Genomic DNA, 23,650 nt, shown 5'->3' with positions numbered 1-23,650 from the left:
TTTTTGTTAGCGTAAAATTGCGTTCGATCAGCTGCCAAATCCGAAATCATCGGCATCAAGTTCATCCGGGTCGTTAATCCCCATCAGGGTCACAGACGCATCATTGCCAAGTTCGATGACAACATTGCCGTCAACATCGAGATGCATGTCGTCCTGGATCTGGTTGAAGTTATTGTAGTTCCATTCAGACAAATCAATGATGTCTTCGCCCGGCGTGAAGTCGGTGATGATGTCATGACCGTCGGTTTTACCGATCTGGAACGTATCCCAACCCGTTCCACCGGTCAGGGTGTCATCCCCGGCACTGCCATAAAGATGGTCATTACCGGCACCACCAAGCAACAGATCATCCCCGGCATTTGACCACAGCGTATCGTTCCCATCGCCGCCATCAAGGGTGACATTGCCATAGCTTTCGATATCGCTGGTCAGATCGATGATGTCATTGCCATCACCGGCCTCGATCACCTCGATACCGCTGATGCGGACATTCGAAGCACCATCACTGACAGAGTCACGCAGGAACAGGGCATCATCGCCGCTGGTCATCTTAAGGGTGTCGACACCCTCGCCACCGATAAAGACATCATTGGACTGGTTGTAACCGCCCAGATTGACATATTCGCCGGTACCATCGTCGCCACCTTCATCATGGCCCCAGCCGTTGCCATTGTGGTTGTCATGACCCCAGCCATTGTCGTGCTGATGACCGTCTTCGCTTGGCGAACCGTCATTGAGCGCGTACCAGCTGTTACCCCAGGTATCATCGGCATTGTATTGAAGAACGTCATCACCGGCCCCGCCATTGAGAACATCCGTACCATCGCCACCGATCAGGGTATCTGCACCCGATCCGCCCCACAGGCTGTCATTCCCTGCGCCGCCGTCGATAACGTCATCGCCCGCATTGCTCCAGACAATATCGTCACCAGTACCACCAAGGATCGTCACATCACCATAGCTGTGGGTCTCGCTGGTCAGATCGATGATGTCATCGCCGTTACCGGCATCAATCACTTCGACATTCGAAATGCGCGGGCTGGTGCCCGGATCGGTAAAGGTGTCATCAAGGAACAGGGCATCATTGCCGCTGGTCATCGACAGGGTATCGGTACCGTCGCCACCATCGATGATGTCTTGCGAACGGTTATAGCCCGAAAGGTTAACCTGTTCGTTGGAACCCGCCATATTCGGATCGCCAACATTCTTGGCAGCGTAGCTGCTGCTCCAGGTCGCATCTTTCTGATATTCGATGGTGTCGTTACCGGCACCGGCATCAATCAGGTCCGAACCGGTACCGCCATTGATCGTGTCATTGCCTGCACCACCCCAGATGGTGTCATCCCCGGCGTCCCCGCCAAGCACGTCATTGCCATCCAGACCCGACAGCAGGTTCGAACCATCATCACCAAACAGGTAATCATTGAAGTTCGAGCCAATCAGGTCTTCGATCGAGGACAGGATATCATTGCCTGCACCGCCGACAGCCGAGCTGCTTTCAAGACTGACCGCCACCGCCGAGGTTGCATCGGCATAGCTTGCGGTATCGCGACCGGCCCCACCGGCAAGCGTGTCATGTCCTGCACCACCAATCAGGGTGTCATTCCCGGCATCACCATAAAGCTTGTCATCGCCATTGCCGCCGATGAGCGTATCGGCATCATCACCGCCATAGAGCCTGTCATTGTTCTCGCCGCCCTCAAGGACGTCAGAACCCGCACCGCCATACAGGGTATCGTCGCCGGTACCGCCCGAAATGGTATCGTTACCTGCTTCGCCATACAGCTTGTCCTGACCCTGACCACCGATGATGGTGTCATTGCCGTCACCACCCCAGACCCGGTCATCACCCGAACCGCCATCAAGCGTATCGTTGCCCGAACCGCCAGTAATGGTGTCCTGACCGCTGCCGCCTTCGACAAGGTCATCGCCCTCGTCACCGCCAAGAACGTCATCACCATCGCCACCATAAAGGCTGTCATTGCCTTCCATGCCGGTCAGCGTGTCCTGACCATTCAGGCCATAGACCGTGTCATCACCCGAAAGGGCCGCGATCGTGTCATTGTTGCTGGTGCCATAAAGCAGGTCATCATACGGGGTCGGGCCGCTGGAGGCCTCGATACCGACAAATACGTCTGCATTGAGCTGGCTGATCGTGATGCCGACAAGGGTAAGCGTCCCCTGACCATTGAGATCAATGACCGTGTTGCCATTCACCTCGGTCATCAGCCCCTGAAGTTCGGCCCAGTCATCGACATCAAGTGCTGCCAGGTTGATCTGATCTTCGTTCGGGTTGAAGCCGTGTACGACCTTGTCGCCGGAATTATTGGATACAAGGATCTGATCCGCACCATTGCCGCCGGTATAGGTGTCATCACCTGCACCGCCATCAAGCGTATCATTGCCATCACCACCCAAAAGGGTATCAGCACCATCGGTTCCGGTCAGGGTATCGTTACCGGCACCACCATCCATAAGGTCGTTGCCAGCACCGCCCGACAGAACGTCGTCACCATCACCACCGCTCAGCGTATCGTCGCCGTCACCGCCCAGAAGCGTATCGTTGCCAATGCCGCCATCAAGCGTGTCATTACCGGCATCACCCGACAGAAGGTCATTGCCTGCACCACCTGCGATGCTGTCATTGTCATCGCCGCCGTAAATGACGTCGTCGCCGCCTTCACCGTCAAGGCTGTCATTCCCGGCCGAGCCATAAATGGTATCGGTTTCATCGCCACCGGTGATGGTGTCATCACCTTCCATGCCGTCGATGTAATCGTCACCGCCGCCGCCATCCATGACGTCGTTGCCGCTGCCACCGACAAGGGTGTCGTCACCAGCACCACCCGAAATCACATCGTGGCCTTCGTTACCATCAAGGGTATCGTTGCCATCACCACCCGAAACAACGTCATTGCCGCTGCCACCGGTGATGGTGTCATCGCCCGTACCACCCGAAAGGTTGTCGTCACCTTCCATGCCATTGATGGTGTCATTCCCGGCACCGCCATCAACAACGTCATTCCCGGCAAGGGCGTCGATATAATCGTCTTCGCTGGTGCCGATCAGGACATCGTCAAACGGCGTTGCGCCACCGTCATTTTCGATGCCGACAAACATATCCGCCGAAACATCATTCAGGCGCACGCCCAGCAGCGTGACCGAGCCTTCTGCGCCCAGATCAATGACCGTGTTGCCATTCACTTCGGACAGAAGCGGTGCCAGTTCCGACCATGTGCTGATATCCAGTGCATCAAGTGAAATCTGGTCAACGCTGGTGTTGAAGTCGGTTACCACCTTGTCACCGATCAGGCTGCTGACTTCAATAAGGTCAGCACCCGAACCACCGGTCAGGGTGTCGTCGCCTTCGCCACCGTCAAGCGTGTCATTGCCTTCGCCACCGATCAGGCGGTCCGTACCGGCACCACCATCAAGGACGTCATCACCTTTTTCGCCGTTCAGGTAATCGTTGCCGTCGCCACCCATCAGGGTATCGGCACCGTCACCGGCCCAGATGGTGTCATTACCCAGACCGCCATCAATGGTGTCTTCACTGACGTCGGCTTCGACGTTATCGAACGTATCGTTACCGTCGCCCAGATCAACTTCGTTGTTCTGGCTGTTGCCATAGACATAGTCGTCATGGGCCGAGGCGATAACTTTTTCGAAGTTGGCAAGGATATCACCCGCGGCATCGCCGCCATATGCACGACCGGCTTCACCCGGTGTCTGGGCATTGGCATCGGTTTCGCCAAGGTAAATCTCAACGCCCGCGTCCGAACCTTCGTAGCTCAGCGTATCGCGGCCTTCACCACCATCAAGGTAGTCGCCACCGGCACCGCCTTCGATGGTGTCGTCGCCTGCGCCACCCAGAATGGTGTTGTCACCACTCGAACCGGTCAGAACATCATTGCCGTCCGATCCGATGACATTCTCGATGCTGCTGATGCTGTCTGTTCCGGTTTCAGCCGAGGTCGCGGTACCGGCACCCAGATCAACCGTGGCACCGTTTGCGCCACTCATATCCAGGGTGTCTTCACCTGCACCGCCCGAAAGGGTGTCGTCGCCAGCTGCCGCGATCAGGGTATCATTGCCCGCCCCGGCATCGACAACGTCATTGCCTGCACCGTCATCAATAATGTCAGCACCGTCGCCAGCAGAAATGGTGTTCACACCATCGCTGCCGGTGATCGTGTCATTCGCCGCCGAGCCGATAACATTTTCAAAGCCCGAAATCGTGTCATTACCGGTTTCGGTCGAACTTGCAGTCCCAGCACCAAGATCAACAGTCGCGCCGCTGGTCGCCTCGGTCAGATCAAGCGTATCGTCCCCTTCGCCACCGGCAAGGGTATCATCGCCCGCACTGGCAAAGACGGTATCGTTGCCTGCACCACCATCAACAATGTCGGCACCCTCACCCGCATTGATGACATCGCTGCCATCACCGCCATCAAGGGTGTCATCGCCCAGACCACCATCAAGGCTGTCGTCGCCTGCACCACCTTCAAGAAGGTCATCACCGCCATTCCCGACAAGGATGTCATTACCCAGACCACCGGTCAGGGTGTTGGTGTCATCAGAACCGGTCAGGGTATCGTTACCGCTTGAGCCGATCAGGTTTTCAATGCTTGAAAGCTTGTCGGTTTCGGTTGCTCCGACCTTGGCTGTGCCGGTCAACAGGTTGGCATTTACCGCACCGGTTGCGTTGCTGTAATCGGCAGTATCATTGCCGTCGCCACCGCGAAGCGTATCATTGCCCGCACCACCTGCCAGCGTGTCGTCACCCGCACCACCGTCAAGGATGTTGGCCTTGCTATCACCGGTGATGGTGTCGTCGTAATCCGATCCGGTGACATTTTCGACCTGATAGATCGCATCGTTACCGGCACCACCTGTTGCGGTGTAACTGCCCAGATCGACGTTAACGCCTTCAGTCGCGTCGTCATAGATAACCGTATCAACATCAGCACCACCGACGATGGTGTCGTCACCGGCACCGCCACGAAGTTCGTCTTCGCCCGTACCGCCAAGCAGCGTGTCATTGCCAACACCGCCATTGATCACGTCATCGCCATAGCCGCCATCAAGGAAGTCGTCGCCAGCACCACCGTGGATGTTGTCATCGCCCAGTTCACCGCTGATGGTGTCGTTGCCTGCGTTACCCCACAGGGTATCGGTGCCTGCACCGCCATTGATGGTGACATCGCCATAGGAAATCGTATCGCTGGTCAGATCGACAACGTCATTGCCGTCACCGGCATTAATGACCTCAACCCCGTCAAGGCGTGCGCCATCGGTGGTCGTCTCATCAACAATGGTGTCAAAGCTGATGGAACGGACGAAGAAGTCGCTGCTGTCCGAACCGCTGGTGCCATCGGCATAAGGTTCGCTTTCAAACGCGATGTAACGGAATTCAACCGGGTTGCCCGCAGTGTCGGTGACCGAAATGGTTGCCGTGCCAAGGCCGCCGCTGGTGTAATCGATGGTCGATGCATCAAGCGTACCCGAAGCAACCAGATTGCCCTCGGTATCAAAGGCCTGCCAGGAACCGACTTCACCGCTGGCTTCGTTGGCGTAAAGGTTGGAAATCTGGACCGTTGCCGTGGTGGCATCTGCACCAAGATCGACAACAACTGCTTCGCTTTCGCCGGTCGTGCCGTCGTGGTTGATCTGGCTGCCTGCCGGGCTGCCGCCATCGTTGCCGATGCCGTTGCCGTTAAAGGTCACGGTGTCATCGGCCGCAGCAAGGTTCAGCTTGCCGTTTTCATCCACAAACGACGTTCCGAAATCGAAGGCATAAAGGTTGGCATCCGACCATGCGGCCTGAACGTCTGCAGTACTTGCCGATTCCGTCAGACCGAGCGTGCGGGTTTCAACCGTCGGCGTGGTGGTCTGGCCATCACCCAGTTTCGAACCATCAAGGATCAGCGCATCGCTGCCACCGGTCATGTTGAGGGTATCCTGACCCTCGCCCCCGATGAAGGTATCGTCGGAGATATTCTTGCCGCTGATACCGGCCAGATCACCCGTACCGTCAACACCCGGGCTTCCGGTGTTTTCGGTGGTATCACCCGTGCTTGCCGCACCGTCGGCTTCGAAGTTCAGAACGTCGTTACCGGCACCGCCATCAAGGGTGTCATCACCGGCACCGCCCGAAAGCGTGTCATTATCAGCCCCGCCCGTGATCGCATCATCACCGGCACCACCTTCAAGGGTATCGTTGCCCGCACCGCCGTCGATGCTGTCGCTGCCGGTACCGCCATCAATGGTGTCCGAACCGTCATTACCCAACAGGGTATCGTCGCCTGCACCACCGGTAACGGTATCATTACCTGCCAGCGCATCGATGGTGTCGTCGCCATCCGTGCCTTCAAGCACATCATCATACGGCGTTGCGCCATCGGTGATGTTGGTAAAGTCATCTGCGCTCAGATCGCTCAGGCCGACACCGACGAGGGTCACAGTCCCGCCCGCTGGCAGGTTCAGAACCGCGTCCCCATTGCCGTTTTCACTGAGCAACGGAACAAGATCGGCCCAACGTTCGATGCCAAGATCATCGATTGAAAGCTTGTCTTCGCCACGGGTGAAATCGCTGACAACATCATCATCGGTGCCATCGGCAAAGACAAATGTGTCCGCACCCGCGCCACCCCAAACAGTGTCATCGCCTGCACCACCATCAATGGTGTCACTGCCTGCACCGGCATTGATCACGTTATCGGCGTTCGAACCTGCGATCTGGTCATCACCGGCACCGGTGGTGACATTTTCAAAGTTCGAAATCTGGTCATTTCCGGTTTCGGCCGAAGTTGCCGTACCTGCACCCAGATCGACAACCGCATCACCCGATGCACCCGACATATCAAGGGTATCGACACCGTCGCCACCATCAAGGCTGTCATTGCCCGAACCGGCGACAACCGTGTCGTTACCGGAACCTGCCATGACAAGGTCACTACCGGCACCATCGGAAATCACGTCATTTCCGGCACCACCGTCAATCAGGTCGATGCCGTCGCCGCCATCAATCGTATCGGCACCATCGCCGGTCGTGATGGTATCGTTCGCCGCACTGCCCGTAACGGTATCATCGCCCGAACCGGTGATCAGGTTTTCAAAGCCCGAAACAATATCCGATCCGGTTTCGCTGCTATCGGCTGTACCATTTTCAAGGTTAACCGCAACATCCACACCAACATCGGACATGTCCAGGGTATCAGTACCCTCGCCACCGATCAGGGTGTCATTGCCAGCATCACCGACAACCGTGTCATTGCCCGCACCGGCATCAACGATATCGTTACCTGCACCTGCATTGATGTGGTCGTTGCCGTCACCGGCATTGATTTCGTCATTGCCCGCACTGGTCCAGACGGTGTCATCGCCGGTTCCGGCATTGACCGTCACATCGCCATAGGCATGAACCTGACTGGTCAGATCGACCACGTCATCACCGTCACCGGTATTGATGACTTCAACATCGACGATGGACGGATTGGCGGCACCATTCGCATGGTCGCTATCAAGGATGATGGCATCGCCACCACTCGTCCCGACCAGCGTATCAACGCCCGCACCACCGTCATAGACATCGTCACTGACGCCAAGACCTTCGAGACCGGCAACATCACCGGTGCCATCAACGCCCGGGCTTCCGACATGGTCGGTGCTGTCGCCTGCCTGACCGGTACCATCGGCACCGAATTCAAGCACGTCATCACCATCGCCGCCGTCAAGGGTGTCGGTGCCGTCGCCACCGCTTAGCGTGTCATTGCCGGTGCCACCATCAATGGTGTCATCACCTTCGCCGCCGCCCAGCGTATCATTGCCACCGCCGCCCGACATGGTGTCATCGCCGCCACCGCCATCAACGGTATCGTCGCCACCCGAACCACCAAGGCTGTCATTGCCTTCGGTCGGAACGTTGTCGATGCCTTCAAAGTCGCCCGGCCCAAGGTCTTCGACCGCAACACCGGCAAGCGTCACCGTACCACCAGATGGCAGCGTAATCACCGCGCCCTCCGGACCGTTCGACAGCATGTCGCGCAATTCGGTCCAACTGGTCACACCGCTATCGGGCAGGGCAATCTGGTCTTCACCGACGGTGAAATCACTGACCAGATCATCATCCGTACCATCGGCAAAGCTGAAGGTATCTGCGCCTGCACCACCGGTCAGGGTATCATCGCCAAGACCGGCATCAATCCGGTCGTCGCCCGCACCGCCATCAATGGTGTCATTGCCAGCGCCGCCAAGCAGACTGTCATTTCCGGCACCACCATCAATGACGTCATCCCCGGCACCGCCATCGACAACATCGTCACCGGCACCCGATGCAATGGTATTTGCACCGTCGCTGCCCGTGATGGTGTCGGCACCGTCACTGCCCGTTACATTTTCAAAGCCTGAAATGGTGTCATTGCCGGTCTCGGTCGAGGATGCCGTGCCCGCAGCAAGATCAACAACCGCGCCGTCGGCGCCCGCCATATCGAGGGTATCGATGCCGTCATCCCCGGCAAGGGTATCATCGCCCGCACCGGCCAGAACCGTATCGTCACCTGCACCGGCAATAACGGTGTCATTGCCCGCACCACCATCAAGGGTGTCATTCCCTGCGCCACCGTCAATGACGTTAACCGCGTCCGAACCGGTGATGATGTCATCACCACCAGAACCCGCCACATTTTCAATATTCGCGACACTGTCAGAGCCAAATGCATCGGACTGTGCCGTGCCTGCACCCAGATCGACATTCACGCCATCGGCATCAGACAGATCAAGAAGGTCAATGCCATCACCACCATCAATGGTGTCGTTGCCAAGGCTGCCTTCGATGATGTCATTGCCCGCACCGGCATCTACAACGTCGTTGCCCGCACCATCATGGATCACGTCATCGCCGTCACCGGCATTGATTTCATCATTGCCCGCACTGGTCCAGACCGTGTCATTACCCGTCCCTGCATTCACGGTCACATCGCCATAACCATCGGTCTGGCTGGTCAGGTCGACAACATCGTCACCGGCACCCGTATCAATGACTTCGATGTCGCTGATCGCTGCGGCGTTGGAACCATCTGCATGGTCGGCATCAAGGATGATCGCGTCTGCGCCCGATGTGCCAAGAAGCGTATCAACGCCTTCGCCGCCATCGAACTGGTCATCGCTGATTCCAAGACCTTCAAGATCGGCAACGTCGCCGGTGCCATCGACACCCGGGCTGCCCACGTGATCGGTGCTGTCACCGGCCTGACCGGTACGGTCGGCTTCGAACTGCAGAACATCGTCGCCGTCGCCACCATCAAGCGTATCGGAACCGCCACCACCGCTGAGCGTGTCATTGCCACTGCCGCCACCGACGGTGTCATCACCATCGCCACCGCCAACAGTATCGTCGCCATCGCCACCATCGATGGAATCATTGCCGTCACCGCCATCAACCGTGTCGCTGCCGCCACCGCCCTGAAGCGTGTCGTCACCACCGCCACCGTCAACGGTATCGTCGCCATCACCGGCATCAACCGAATCATCACCGTCGCCGCCACCCAGGGTGTCTTCACCCGGTGTTCCGACATTATCGATGCCTTCGAAATGATCCGGTGTCAGATCATCAACCGCAACACCCGCAAGGGTCACCGTGCCACCAGATGGCAGAGAAATCACCGCGCCATCAGGACCATCAGACAGAAGCGGCTGCAACTCGGTCCAGGTCGAGATCCCCAGATCCGGCAGCGAAATCACATCCGCGCCAAGATCAAAGTCACTGACCAGATCGCTGTCTGTTCCGTCTTCAAAGACAAAGGTATCCGAACCGGCACCGCCCGAAAGCGTGTCATTGCCATCACCCGCAGCAAGGGTGTCATCCCCTGCACCACCGGCAAGAACATCATCCCCGGCGCCACCATCAATGACGTCGTTACCTGCGCCACCGTCGATAACGTTGTCGCCATCCGAACCGGTAAGGGTATCGGCATCATCCGACCCGGTAACATTTTCAAAGTTGGCAATCGTGTCCGAACCGGTATTGGCACCACTTGCGGTGCCTGCGGCCAGATCAACCGTGACGCCACCAGTCGTGCCCGACAGATCAAGGGTATCGACACCCTCGCCACCATCAAGATTGTCGTTCCCGGCATCAAGGGTCACGGTATCGTTGCCTGCGCCGGCATCAATCGTGTTGTTGGCGTCCGATCCGGAAATGGTGTCATCACCAGCAGTCGCGATGACGTTTTCAAATCCGTCGATGCTGTCTGTACCGGTTGCATCGCTGCTTGCCGTGCCTGCGCCCAGATCAATGGTCGCGCCATCAGCACCAGAAAGATCAAGGGTATCGTCGCCGTCGCCACCGATCAGGATATCGTCGCCTGCACCGGCTGCAATCGTGTCATTACCAGCACCACCGTCGATGGTGTCTGTGCCTTCGCCGCCATTGATGATGTCGTCATCGGCACCGCCATCGATAACATCGTTACCGGCACCACCATTGATGTTATCGGCACCCTCGCCACCGGAAATGACGTCATCGCCGTCATTTGACCAGATGGTGTCGTCCCCGGCACCACCATCAATGGTGACATCGCCATAGGAATGAACATTGCTGGTCAGGTCGACCACATCGTTGCCATCACCGGCATCAATGTTTTCGATATCGACGATGGCCGGATTGGCCGCGCCATTGTCGTGATCGCGATCAAGGATGATGGCATCGTCACCGGCACCTGCGACCAGCGTGTCGTTGCCTTCGCCACCGACAAAGCTGTCATCAGAAAGGTTCTTGCCGGAAATATCGGCGACTTCGCCCGTACCATCCGTGGTCGGGCTGCCGACATGGTCGGTGGTCTCGCCGTCTGCAGCAACGCTGTCACCTTCGAACGACAGAACGTCGTCACCTGCACCGCCATCAATGAGGTCGGCACCTTCGCCGCCAGCAAGGGTATCATTGCCTGCACCGCCCGAAAGCGTATCGTTACCCGCACCACCAGCAAGAATATTGTCACCGGTCGAACCGGTCAGGGTGTCATCCCCTGCACCACCGGTCGCACCTTCGATACCATCAAGGGTATCGGTGCCGTCGGTTGCGGCACCCGTGCCGTTTTCAAGATCAACAACAACGCCATCTGTCTGGTCGGAATAATCGACCATATCGTTGCCTGCGCCACCGATCAGGGTGTCGTCACCGGCGCCGCCCGAAAGCGTGTCATTGCCTGCACCGCCATCAATGACGTTATTGGCATCATTGCCCGCAAGCATATCGTCGTGATCCGACCCGATCAGGGTTTCGAAGCCATCAATAACGTCATTACCCGCACCACCGGTCGCGGTTCCGGTACCCAGATCGACATTCACGCCGTTTTCTGCCCCTTCATAGGACAGAACGTCTTCACCTTCGCCACCGATCAGGGTGTCGTCACCGCCATTGCCATAGACGGTGTCATTGCCTTCGCCGCCATCAAGAATGTTGGCATTTTCATCGCCGATCAGGATGTCATCGCCATCACCACCGGTGACGTTTTCGATGCTTTCAAGGGTGTCATTGCCTGCTTCACCGGTCGCGGTGCCCGCGCCCAGATCAACAGTCACGCCTTCGGTCGTATCGGAATAATCGGCCGTATCACTGCCATCGCCGCCGCGCAGCGTGTCATCGCCTGCGCCACCGATCAGCGTGTCATTGCCTTCATTACCGTAAATGTCGTCATTGCCCGCCTTGCCATCGACAATGTCGTCGCTTTCAAGGGCGTGGATCTCGTCGCTGATCTGGCTGCCGGTAATGTTGTCTTCAAACTCGGTGCCGTAAATGACGTCATAGCCAAAGAAGTTCTCGGGCCCAAGATCATCAACCGACACACCTTCAAGCGTGATGCTGTCATCGCCAACCGTGATGACGGCATTGCCGTTCTCGTCGTCAAACATCTGATCACGCAGGGTTGCGTAATCCTCGATGCCATAAGCCGACAGGTCGATCATGTCTTTTTGGACGTCAAAGTCGGTTGCGGTGTCATGTCCGCCGCCCGGCTTGAGAACGATCATGTCTTCGCCAGCACCGGTGATGATCACGTCATCGCCCGCCCCGCCAAACAGGGTATCGTTGCCCGAACCACCATCAAGGGTGTTGATGCCGTCACTACCGATCAGGGTATCGGCATAATCGGTCCCGATAACACGTTCGAAGTTGCGAACAATGTCATCGCCCGCTGCACCGGTCGCATATTCCTTGACCAGGTCGACCGTGACGCCGCCATCCACATTGGAATAATCGACCGTATCGAGATCGCCATCGCCACCATCAAGGATATCGTCACCGGCATCGCCATAGACCCAGTCGTCGCCCGTGCCGCCTTCGACAATGTCATCGCCTTCGCCACTGCTGATGGTGTCGTCACCTGCTTCACCCAGAAGGATGTCGCCACCGGCACCACCATCAATAATGTCATTGCCGTCGCCACCACTGACTTCATCGACACCGTCGCCAGCATCAATCACGTCATCGCCTGCGCCCGCGTCAATCGCGTCGCCACCTGCACCCGAGGAAATGGTGTTGCTTGCCGCGTCGCCCTTGATGACGTCGTTGTAGTCCGAGCCAACAACATTCTCGATGTCATTAAGGCTATCGGTGCCCTGACCGGCTGCGGTCCCGGCATTAAGGTCAATCTGGACGCCCTGGGTCGCGGTGCTGTAATCAACGGTGTCAGAACCTTCGCCACCGTCGATCACGTCATCGCCACTGCCACCAACAAGGGTGTCATCGCCGTCAAGGCCGGACAGGGTATTGTTCTGATCGTTGCCGATCAGCGTATCGTCATGAAGCGTGCCAATGACATTTTCAACGCCATCAAGAACGTCATTGCCGTCGCCACCGGTCACCGTCCCGTTTTCGAGGTCGGCAACAATGCCGGCACCCTCGGTCGAATAATCGACCGTATCGTTGCCATCGCCACCGACAAGGATGTCTGACCCGGCACCGCCAACCAGCGTGTCGTTTCCTGCGCCCCCATCAAGGGTGTCATTGCCGTCACCACCGATCAGGCGATCATTGCCAAGACCGCCGTCGACCGTATCGTCACCACCCTGTGCATTGATGATGTCATCGCCGTCGCCACCGATCATTTCATCGGCATCATCCGTACCAAGACGAACATCCACACCGATGAAGTTATCGGCACTCAGTTGCGATGCGCTCACGCCCTTGAGCGTGATGGTGTCGCCACTTTCAAGATTGATGGTCAGATCGCCATTGGCATCGGTGCCGAACAGTTCTTCAAGCGCGTCATAACCGGCAATGTTGAAGCTGGTCAGGTCAATGGCATCCTGACCGACATTGAAGTCGGTAATGGTGTCATTGCCATCGCCCGGATTAAAGATGACCTGATCGGAACCGCTGCCAAGGGTCAGCGTGTCATTCCCCGCACCGGCATCAAAGGTGTCATCACCCGCACCGCCGATGAAGGTGTCGCTTTGGCCGCCACCAATAAAGGTATCGTTGAACTCGGACCCACGGACAATCTCGATCCCGTCAAGGGTATCGGTTCCGGTGGAAGTTCCGCTGACGGTGTCATTGCTGGTGTCGACGGTCACACCCGATTCAGAATCGATATAGCTTGCGGTATCAAGGCCGTCGCCACCGATAATGGTGTCATCGCCCGCACCTGACAGAATGGTGTCGTTTCCGGCACCGCCATCAATGATGTCAGAACCGCTTCCGGCCGAGATGGTGTCATTACCAGCACCACCTTCGATCAGGTCATCACCACTACCCGACGAAATGACATCATTGCCATCACCGCCCTGGATGGTGTCGGCACCTGCACCGGTGCTGATGGTGTCATTACCGGCACCACCATCGACCAGATCGGCGCCATCCCCTGTGGTGATCGTATCCTCACCTGCCCCACCATCAACGGTATTGTCGCCATCACCGGCATCAATGACATTGCCGTTATCATCGCCAAGGATCAGGTCATTGCCATCACCAGTGGTAACATTTTCAACATTGGTGAAGGTATCGGTATCGGTGCCATCGGTCGCGGTACCGGCATTGAAATCGACGGTCTGATCACCATCAAGATCAGACAGATCAAGGGTATCAACACCTTCGCCACCATCAATGGTGTCGCTGCCTGCACCGCCGCGCAGCGTATCATCACCCGCACCACCAAACAGCACGTCATCACCGGCACGACCATCAAGAAGGTCGTTGCCGTCATCGCCCATGATCGTGTTGTTGCCTGCATCACCGCTGAGCGTGTCGTCCCCTTGAGAACCATCAATATTCTCGAAGTTCGAAATCTTGTCGGCACCATCACCAGTGACTGTTCCGGTCTGAAGATCAACACGCACACCATTGGCGTCGGTAAAGCCGATCGTGTCTTCGCCATCACCGCCATCAAGCGTGTCGTTGCCACTACCGCCAACGATGTAATCGTCGCCGTCTTCACCAGCGATCACATCATCGCCGGCACCGCCTGCAATGGTGTCATTGCCCGCACCGGCCAGAATGGTGTCAATACTACCGCTGCCGCTAATGACATCATCGTATTGTGAGGCTGTGATCTGCTCGATACCGGTAAAGGTATCGACACCTGTATCTTCGCCCGTCGCGGTTCCGGTGCTGATATTGATATCAAGACCGGATGCGGCATTGCTGTAGTCCAGCTTGTCGGAACCAACACCACCAATATAAGTGTCGTCTCCCAACTCGCCGACAAAGCTGTCATCGCCAACGCCACCGTTGAGGATATCATTACCGGATCCGCCAATCAGGGTGTCATTACCAGCACCACCATCAATCGCGTTATCAGCCTCGTCACCGATAATGGTGTCGGCATAATCAGTACCGGTTACATTTTCAAAACCCGAAATCGTATCATTGCCGTCAGCACCTGTTGCCGTTCCGGTAGCAAGGTCGATGACCTGCCCACCTGTCGCATCGGAATAATCAAGCGTATCGGTACCATCACCACCTGACAGCGTGTCATTGCCCGCACCACCGGAAATCAGGTCATCACCACTACGACCATCAAGGATGTCGTCACCAGCACCACCGGTCAGAGTATTGGCGTCAGCCGAACCTGCAATACTGTCATTGGCGTCCGAACCAACAACGTTTTCAACACTTGCAAGAGTGTCACTACCGTCTGTTTTCTCTGCCGTTCCGGCACCAAGATCGACATCAACACCCGTCTGACTCTGGCTGTAGTCCACGGTATCATTACCGGCACCGCCATCAATAACGTCATCACCAGCACTGACATTAAACGTATCCTGACCACCACCACCAAGCAGGGTGTTGGCGGCATCAGAACCAGTGATGATGTCGTTGAATCTGCTGCCAACCACATTCTCGACATTCAGTACCGTGTCACCGGTCGTCTCATCCGTCTCGCCTGTCGAAAGATCAATTTCGACGGCCTGCAATTCGCCTGAATAGTCGACAGTATCGATGCCGTCACCACCATCAATCAGGTCGTTGCCTGCTCCGCCGTCAAGCAGGTCATCGCCTGCACCACCAAGAAGTGTATCGTCACCACTGCCGCCCGACAGAATATCGTCGCCATCTTCGCCAGACAGAATGTTGTCGAACTGGTTACCGGTGATGCTGTCATTGAATTCCGAACCACTGAGGTTCTCGATATTTTCAAGCTTATCAGTGCCAAGACCCGTAACCGTCCCGGCATCAAGATCTGCGGTAATCCCGCTGGTTGCATTACCGTAATCAACGCTATCAGTGCCTGCACCACCCCGCAGCACGTCATCACCACCGGTAGCAATAATGGTGTCATTGCCTGCACCGGCATCAATGCTGTTATCACCGCTATCACCAGCAAGGGTATCAGCATGCGCAGATCCGACCGCATTTTCTATACCCGACAGGATGTCATCGCCTGCGGCACCGGTTGCTGTCTGATTTTCAAGGTCGACCGAAACACCACCCTCGGCGTTGGCATAGCTTACAGTGTCGTTACCCTCACCACCGACAAGCGTGTCATCTCCGCCCAGGCCTTCGAGAACGTCGTCACCTTCACCGCCAACAAGCAGGTTGTCACCGTTCGAACCGGTCAGGTGGTCATTGCCCGCGCCCGAAACAATATTTTCAATGTTGCGAAGGCTGTCGGTGCCGCCACTGGTCGACGCCGAACCGGCATCCAGACTTGCATTAACCTGACCGGCCTCATCGCTATAGTCTGCTGTATCGACACCTTCGCCGCCATCAAGGATATCGTCACCTTCGCCGCCGATCAGGGTGTCATCGCCTGCTCCGCCCTGAAGCAGATCATTATCTTCAAGCCCGTAAATCGTGTCATTGCCATCCAGTCCCGACAGGGTGTCCTGCCCGTCAGTACCATAAAGCGTGTCGTCACCCGTCGTACCGACAATGTCACGCACACCGATAAAGTTATCAGCAGAAATGTCATCCAGGCTGACGCCTTTGAGCACCATACTCGTGTCATCATCGAACTTGATGACAAGGTCACCGTTTTCGTTTTCAGACATCATTTCGTATAGCTGGCCGTAACTTTCGACCGGAAGCTCAGATAGATCGATCTGGTCATTTGCGAGATCGAAATCGGTTACAGTGTCATGACCGTCTCCGGTTGCGATCTTGTAGATATCGGCTCCCGCACCGCCACTAAGCATGTCGTCACCCGCGCCACCGCGGATAATATCGTCGCCCGCACCGGCATTGATAACGTTGGCACCATCATCGCCAGTGATATCGTCCGAACCTACAGAGCCCGTGATATTTTCGATACCACTGATGGTATCACTACCGCTTTCGCTGATGGCCGTACCGTCTGCCAGATTGACGGTCACAGCTTCGCTGCCGCTGTAATCAAGGGTATCGGTTCCATCACCGCCGGTAATCGTATCGTTACCTGCACCGCCGCGGATGGTATCGTTACCGGCACCACCGTCGATCACATCATCACCGGCTCCGCCATTGATAACGTTATTGCCGTCATTACCGACGAGCGTGTCGCCGAATTCAGAGCCGGTGATATTTTCGATCCCCGACAGACTGTCATCTCCATCAGCACCAGAGGCCGTACCTGCGGCCAGATCGACAGTTACCGACCCTTCTGCATCACTGTAATTGACAACATCCGTACCATCGCCACCGATCAGGGTATCGTTGCCCGCACCGCCCGTAAGCGTATCATTACCTGCGCCGGCATCGATCACGTCATCGCCGGCCGCACCGTCAAGCGTATCATTACCCGCACCACCCCAAATGGTGTTGGCCTGATCGTCACCTGTAATGATGTCAGTTTGGGCCGAACCAATGACATTCTCGATATTTGTCAATGTATCGGTATTACCCGCAGCCACCGTGCCTGTGCCTGCAGAAAGATCAACCTTCACGCCGCTTACTTTGCTGTAATCGACGCTATCCTGCCCGGTGCCTCCATCCAGGATGTCGTTACCCGCCCCGCCCGACAACGTATCATCACCAGCACCGCCAAAGACGGTATCGGCCCCGCCACCTGCAGAAATCGTGTCATTGCCATCCAGACCGTCGATGATTTCATCGAAGTCAGTTCCGGTGAGAACGTCATCGCCTTCGGTTGCGCCCAAGGTGTCGATATTGGTGAAGTTATCAACAGACAAATCATCGGGTGAGACACCCGAAAGGGTCAGAACCTGATCATCAATGGTGATGGTCGCATTGCCGTCATCATCAACACCAATGAACTTCTGCAATGCTTCCCAGTTCGGAATGCCGAAGCTCGTCAGATCGATCTGGTCTTCTGAAGGATCAAAATCGGAAATGGTGTCGTTCTCAGACTGTCCATTGAAAACAAAGGTGTCCGCACCAGTGCCGCCGGTCAGAAGGTCATCACCCTCTCCACCGTCAATCGTGTCATCTCCCGCACCACCATCAATGGTATTTTGCTCGGATGAACCGGTCAGGATGTCATCAAAATCGCTACCAACAACGTCTTCGATTTCATCAAGAACATCGTTACCAGCGGCACCTTCGGCAGTGCCCGTGTCAAGATCAACCGTGACGCCACCGGTTGCCGTACTGTAATCAACGGTATCCTGACCAGTTCCGCCAATCAGGGTATCATTGCCTTCACCGCCAATCAGGGTATCGCTGCCGACACCACCATTGAGCATATCGTCGCCAGCACGGCCATCAATGATATCGTTACCTGCACCGCCCCTGATCGTGTTGTTCTGATCATCACCGGACAGATTGTCGTTGAAACCCGAACCGTTCACATTCTCGAAATTGCGAAGACTGTCTGTATCTGTTCCGTTCGTTGCGGTACCTGCCTCAAGGTCAACAGTAACACTTTGACTGTCGCCCGCGTAGGAGACGGTGTCGTTACCCTCACCACCATCCAGACTGTCGGAGCCGGCTCCACCGTCAATCAGGTCGTCTCCGGTTCCGCCATCAACAACGTCATTCCCGGTGCCGGCATTGATTGTATCCTTGCCCGATCCGCCAGAAATCGTGTCATTTCCAGCCCCACCCAGAACAATGTCATCGCCACCCTTCGCATCAATCACGTCGCTACGCGATGTACCTGCAAGATTGTCACGGTTCTCGGTTCCTTCGAGAGAACGGATACCGACAAAGTTTTTGAAGGTCAGGCTGTCGGGATCAACACCTTCAAGCGTAACAACCGAATCACCAATCGTGATGGTCGCGTTACCAGCAGCGTCCTCACCGATAAAGTCGGCAATGTCGCTGAACAGTTCCAGACCATCGATACCCTGGATATCGATGGTGTCATTTGCCGGATCAAAGTCTGTGATCAGGTCATTCCCGCTATCACCGCGAAGAATGAATGTATCGCTTCCGTCACCACCGGTAAGGGTGTCGTCACCACCGCGACCGTCAAGCGTATCATTGCCATCACCGGCAATCAGGATATCGTCACCTGAACTGCCAAGCATGGTATCGTCGCCAGCAGAACCTTCAACCTGCTCAAAGCCCGAAATCTGGTCAACGAAATTACTGCCGGTAACCGTTCCGGCATTCAGATCAACTGTGATGCCGGAAGTCTCGTTTCCAGCACCGTAGCTTAGGGTGTCATAGCCTTCACCACCCTCAAGGACGTCGTCCCCGCTACTTCCGTAAATGGTATCGTCGCCCGCGCCACTGTCGATCGTATTGTCTTGTGCATCACCGCGCAGGACATCGTTGCCTGCGCCGGTTGTCACATTTTCAATGCCCGAAAGTGTATCCGTACCGTCACCCGATGCGACACCAGATGACAGGTCGACATTCATGTCCCCGTCAACGGCACTGTAGTCAGCGGTGTCGTTACCATCACCGCCAATCAGGGTATCGTCGCCAGCACCACCTGCAAGTGTGTCATCACCCGCCAAACCAGTCAGAATGTTGTTGCCGTCGTCACCGGTTATGACGTCAGAGTTGCCCGTACCACGGACATTCTCAAAGCTGGAGATCGAAGAAGTACCTGAGTCGCTGCTTGCAGTACCTTCGGCAAGATTGACATTGAGGCCCGTCTCACTGCCAAAGGCGACGGTATCGGTGCCTTCGCCGCCATCAAGCGTATCGTTACCACCACCGCCAAAGACAAAGTCATCGCCCGCGCCAGCATCAAAGATATTGTCGGCTGACGTTCCGACCAGCACATCATTGCCTGCGCCTGTAATAATGTTCTCGATACTGTTGACGCTGTCATTCTCGCCGGTAACGGTATCGTTCACCACACCGGATGCAAGATTTACACTTTGCGCAGTATCGCGCGCACTGAGATCAAGCGTATCCGATCCCGCGCCACCAATGTAGGTGTCAGTCCCGTCCTCACCGACAAACAGGTCATCGCCTGCGCCACCATCGAGGGTGTCGTTGCCGCCGCGTCCGACAAGCGTGTCATTACCGTCACCGCCGCTCAGGACGTTTACGCCGCTATCGCCATAAATTTCGTCGCCATAGCCCGACCCGATGGCATTTTCGATACGATCAAGAACGTCATTGCCATCAGCACCGGTTGCGGTTCCGGCTTCAAGATCGACCTGAACACCGCCCGTCGCACCGGAATAGTCGACGGTATCGATACCTTCCTGGCCACGCAGGGTATCGTTCCCCGCACCACCCGATACCGTATCATCGCCATAGCCGCCCGAAACAACGTCGTCGCCGTCGCCACCGCCAAGGGTGTCGTTACCGCCATACCCGTAAATGGCATCGCTGCCATCGGTACCGCCTTCGACATCGTCATTTTCGGATTCAAAGATGCGACCGAAACCGCGGAAATCATCTGCGACAAGGCTGTCACTGCTGACACCTTCAAGGGTCAGCACACCCTGATCACCGAAATCGATAACCGTATTACCGTTACCATCATCGGACATCATGGTTTGCAGGGTCGCGAAATCCTGAATGCCGAGCCGCGACAAATCGATAATGTCTTCAGAACCTGAGAAATCGGTAATGGTGTCATTGCCGAAATTCTCGGTCAGTTCAAAGTCATCATTGCCAGAACCACCGGTCAGGGTGTCATCCCCGGCCCCGCCCGTCAGCGTGTCGATGCCCGCTCCACCTTCAAGAACGTTATTGGCATCATCACCGGTAAGGTGATCGTCGTAATCGGAACCAACAACATTCTCGACCATCTGGACGACGTCATTGCCCGCGCCACCAGTCGCGGTTTCACTGGACAGATCGACCGTGACCGCACTTGTGGCATCGCTATAGCTGACCGTGTCGGTTCCGCTACCACCCTGAATGTGGTCATCACCGGCACCACCGCGCAGGAAATCATTTCCCGACCCGCCAGCCATGACATCATTGCTGTCACCACCGATCAGAAGATCGTTGCCCGAGCCCCCTTGAAGCACATCATTGCCGTCACCGCCATCAAGGCTGTCATCCCCGTCACCGCCCTGAAGCACGTCATTCCCGGCTTCGCCGCGCAGAACGTCATTGCCCTCTGCCCCCTGCAGAAGGTCGTCGCCGACATTGCCTTCAAGCGTATCATCGCCGCCATTGCCCTGAAGAGTGTCGTTTCCGGCACCGCCCCCGAAGACATCGGCCTCATCGCCGCCCTGAACCAGGTCATCGCCCGCAGTCGGTGTATTATCAAAGGCCGTCGCACCGGTATCTTCGCCACCATCGGTTGCTGAAGAACCGTCATTGCTTTCGGAAGCCGTCTCGCCGCCTTCCGATGTGGCACCGGTATCCGTACCGGCACCGTCACCCTCAGTGGTTTCACTTTGTGCTGTTGTGTCTGTTCCGCCGGTCTGATCCGTGCCGCTTTCGGCGTCTGCGCCACCGGATGCAGAACCATCGGACGCACCCGTTTCATCAGTTCCGCCAGGCGACGTATCACCGGATCCGGAATCGGCATTGCTTTCCGAACTGCTGCCATCGGTGGCACCTGTGCCGGTGGTATCTGCACCAGCCTGCGCACCAGACGTGCTGTTGTCTTCTTGCGCGGTCGCACCATCACCACCGGAACTTTCCGTCCCGGAAGATGTGGTATCCGACCCATCGCCACCAGCCGTCGTATCCGATCCGGACACACCATCCGTACCGGCATCACTGCCGCCTGTTGTGCCTTCGCCCGCGCCCAATGTATCTGAACCATCAGAGCCGGATGTCGCATCTGATCCGCTTGCGCTATCCGTTTCGGTTTCGGAAGTGCCGGTTTCGGAAGCGCCAGTATCAGAAGTCTCTGTGCCGGAACTGTCGGTGCCAGACGTGTCTGTTCCCGAAGTGTCCACACCGCTGCTGCCACCCGTGGTATCGGTCCGGGTGTCGGAACTGTTATCCGACCCATCCGAACCGGTCCCGGTTTCTGCCGCGGCACCACCATTCGTGCTGTCTGTGCCGGTATCACCTGCATCGGTATCACCGGATGTGGTATCGCCAGAACCCGTCTCGCCGGCAGATGAACCGGAATCACCTGTCGATGAACCATCGGTCGCCGTGGAACCATCCGAACCCGCGCCACCGGTCGTATCGGTGCCGTCCGATCCGGTCACACTGTCCGAACCACTTCCACCTGCTGTCGTATCGCTACCAGACGAACCTGACGCCGAATCACCGGCGCTCCCATCCGTCGCACCCGCGTCAGAGGAACTGCTGCCCTCGGTCGTATCGCCAGAAGACGTATCGGTTCCCGATGTTGCGCCCGAATCCGTGCTGCTGTCACCAGTGGTGCTGTCTGTTCCGCCGGACGCCTCACCACCCGTGTTGCTGTCACCTGATGTCGTATCGCCCGTGCTGCTCGAACCATCAGATCCGCTGCCATCCGCGCCAATTCCGGAACCTGTATCCGACCCGCTATTGCTTTCGCCCGTGCTGCCAGAATTCGTCGTGTCGGTCTGATCCGACGTCCCGCCATCGGTTGCACCCGTTTCCGAACCACCAGCACCTGAATCACTAGTGTCAGAGCCATCGGTTTCAGAACCGGTTGTTCCGGTATCGGTGGTGTCCGTGCCCGTCGATCCGCTGGTCGTATCTGTTGAGCCTGCACCTGTATCGGTGTTGCTGGTATCCGTTCCGCTATCCGTTGCACCACTATCTGTGCCGCCCGTATCGGATGCACCGGCGCTGGCACCACCATCGGCACCACCATTCTCAGCGTCATCGGCGCTCGGCGTGGTGCTGTCTGACGTATTTGCCTGAGCGGTACCGGAATCGAGATCAACCCTGACACCCTGTTCGGAACCGCTGTAATCAATGGTGTTTTCGCCAGTTCCACCATCAATGACGTCATTCCCGTCACTGGCTTTGAATGTGTCGTCGCCAGCACCGCCACCTAGGGTGTTATTGCCCACATCCCCGACCAGAACATCATTGCCCGATGTTCCCTGAACATTTTCGATAGCATCAAAGGAAACGCGGTTTGCTCCGAAATCATCGGTCGCAAGGCCCTGACCAAGATCGACACGCATGCCATCCGCGGCACCATCAAGCGACAGGGTGTCTTCACCTGCACCACCGTCAATGCTGTCGACACCACCGCCAGACGAAATCACATCGTCGCCATCCGATCCGACAATCGTGTCGTCACCAGACGTTCCGTCAATGACATTACTGGTGTCTTCTGCGGCTGCGTCACTACCGGTATCAGCAGTGGCACTGTCATCGGAAACGACAGTTACCGGGGAAATCTGCGGTGCTTCGACAATGGTTGCGCCTGCAAGCTGCGCCTTGCTGACACCCTGCAAGATCAGGACATCACCGCTCGCAAAGGTCACGACCACATTGCCAGCACCATCATCAGCGGCCAGCAACATCAGGTCATTGATGCTGTTCACGCCAAGGTCGGTAAAGGCCAGTTCGTCTTCTTCAACATTGAAATCGGTGATGGTGGTTTTTTCAAACCCGCTTTCAAGCACAAAAGTGTCGCGTCCTGCGCCACCTGTAACAACATCCTCGCCTTCGCCCGACTCAAGGATATCGTCGCCTTCGCCACCGATCAGGGTGTTGTTCGAACCATCGCCAACCAGAACATCGTCATAGGCACTGCCGATGACGTTCTGCACATTGGTAAAAATCTGATTGGCAGAGGAAGGGGAATTGCCATCGCCCTGTGAACCGGACCCGGAATCAGAATTAGCCGCCGCAGATTCATCCTCTGCGCGGCTATCAAGGACCTGTTCAATATCCGTACCGGTGATACCGGTACCATCATCTTGATTGGCGGGCGAAGCCAAGACACGT

Annotated in this window: 1 protein-coding gene; it reads right to left on the bottom strand. The window is 56.7% G+C overall.

All coding sequences use genetic code 11. The features are described 5' to 3' along the window. Positions 1 to 27: 27 nt before the first annotated feature. Positions 28 to 23,643 carry a M10 family metallopeptidase C-terminal domain-containing protein gene (locus WA318_RS03730; RefSeq protein ID WP_336080035.1) on the bottom strand — a complete coding sequence of 7,872 codons (23,616 nt, stop codon included), beginning with the start codon at positions 23,641 to 23,643 and terminating at the stop codon, positions 28 to 30. Between the last annotated feature and the right edge of the window lie 7 nt (positions 23,644 to 23,650).

Origin of the sequence: Thalassospira sp. CH_XMU1448-2 (assembly GCF_037027285.1) — a bacterium.
GTDB classification, from domain to species: domain Bacteria; phylum Pseudomonadota; class Alphaproteobacteria; order Rhodospirillales; family Thalassospiraceae; genus Thalassospira; species Thalassospira profundimaris_C.
The sequence above is the reverse complement of the archived record's forward strand: the minus strand, read 5'-3'. Positions and strand labels throughout refer to the sequence as shown.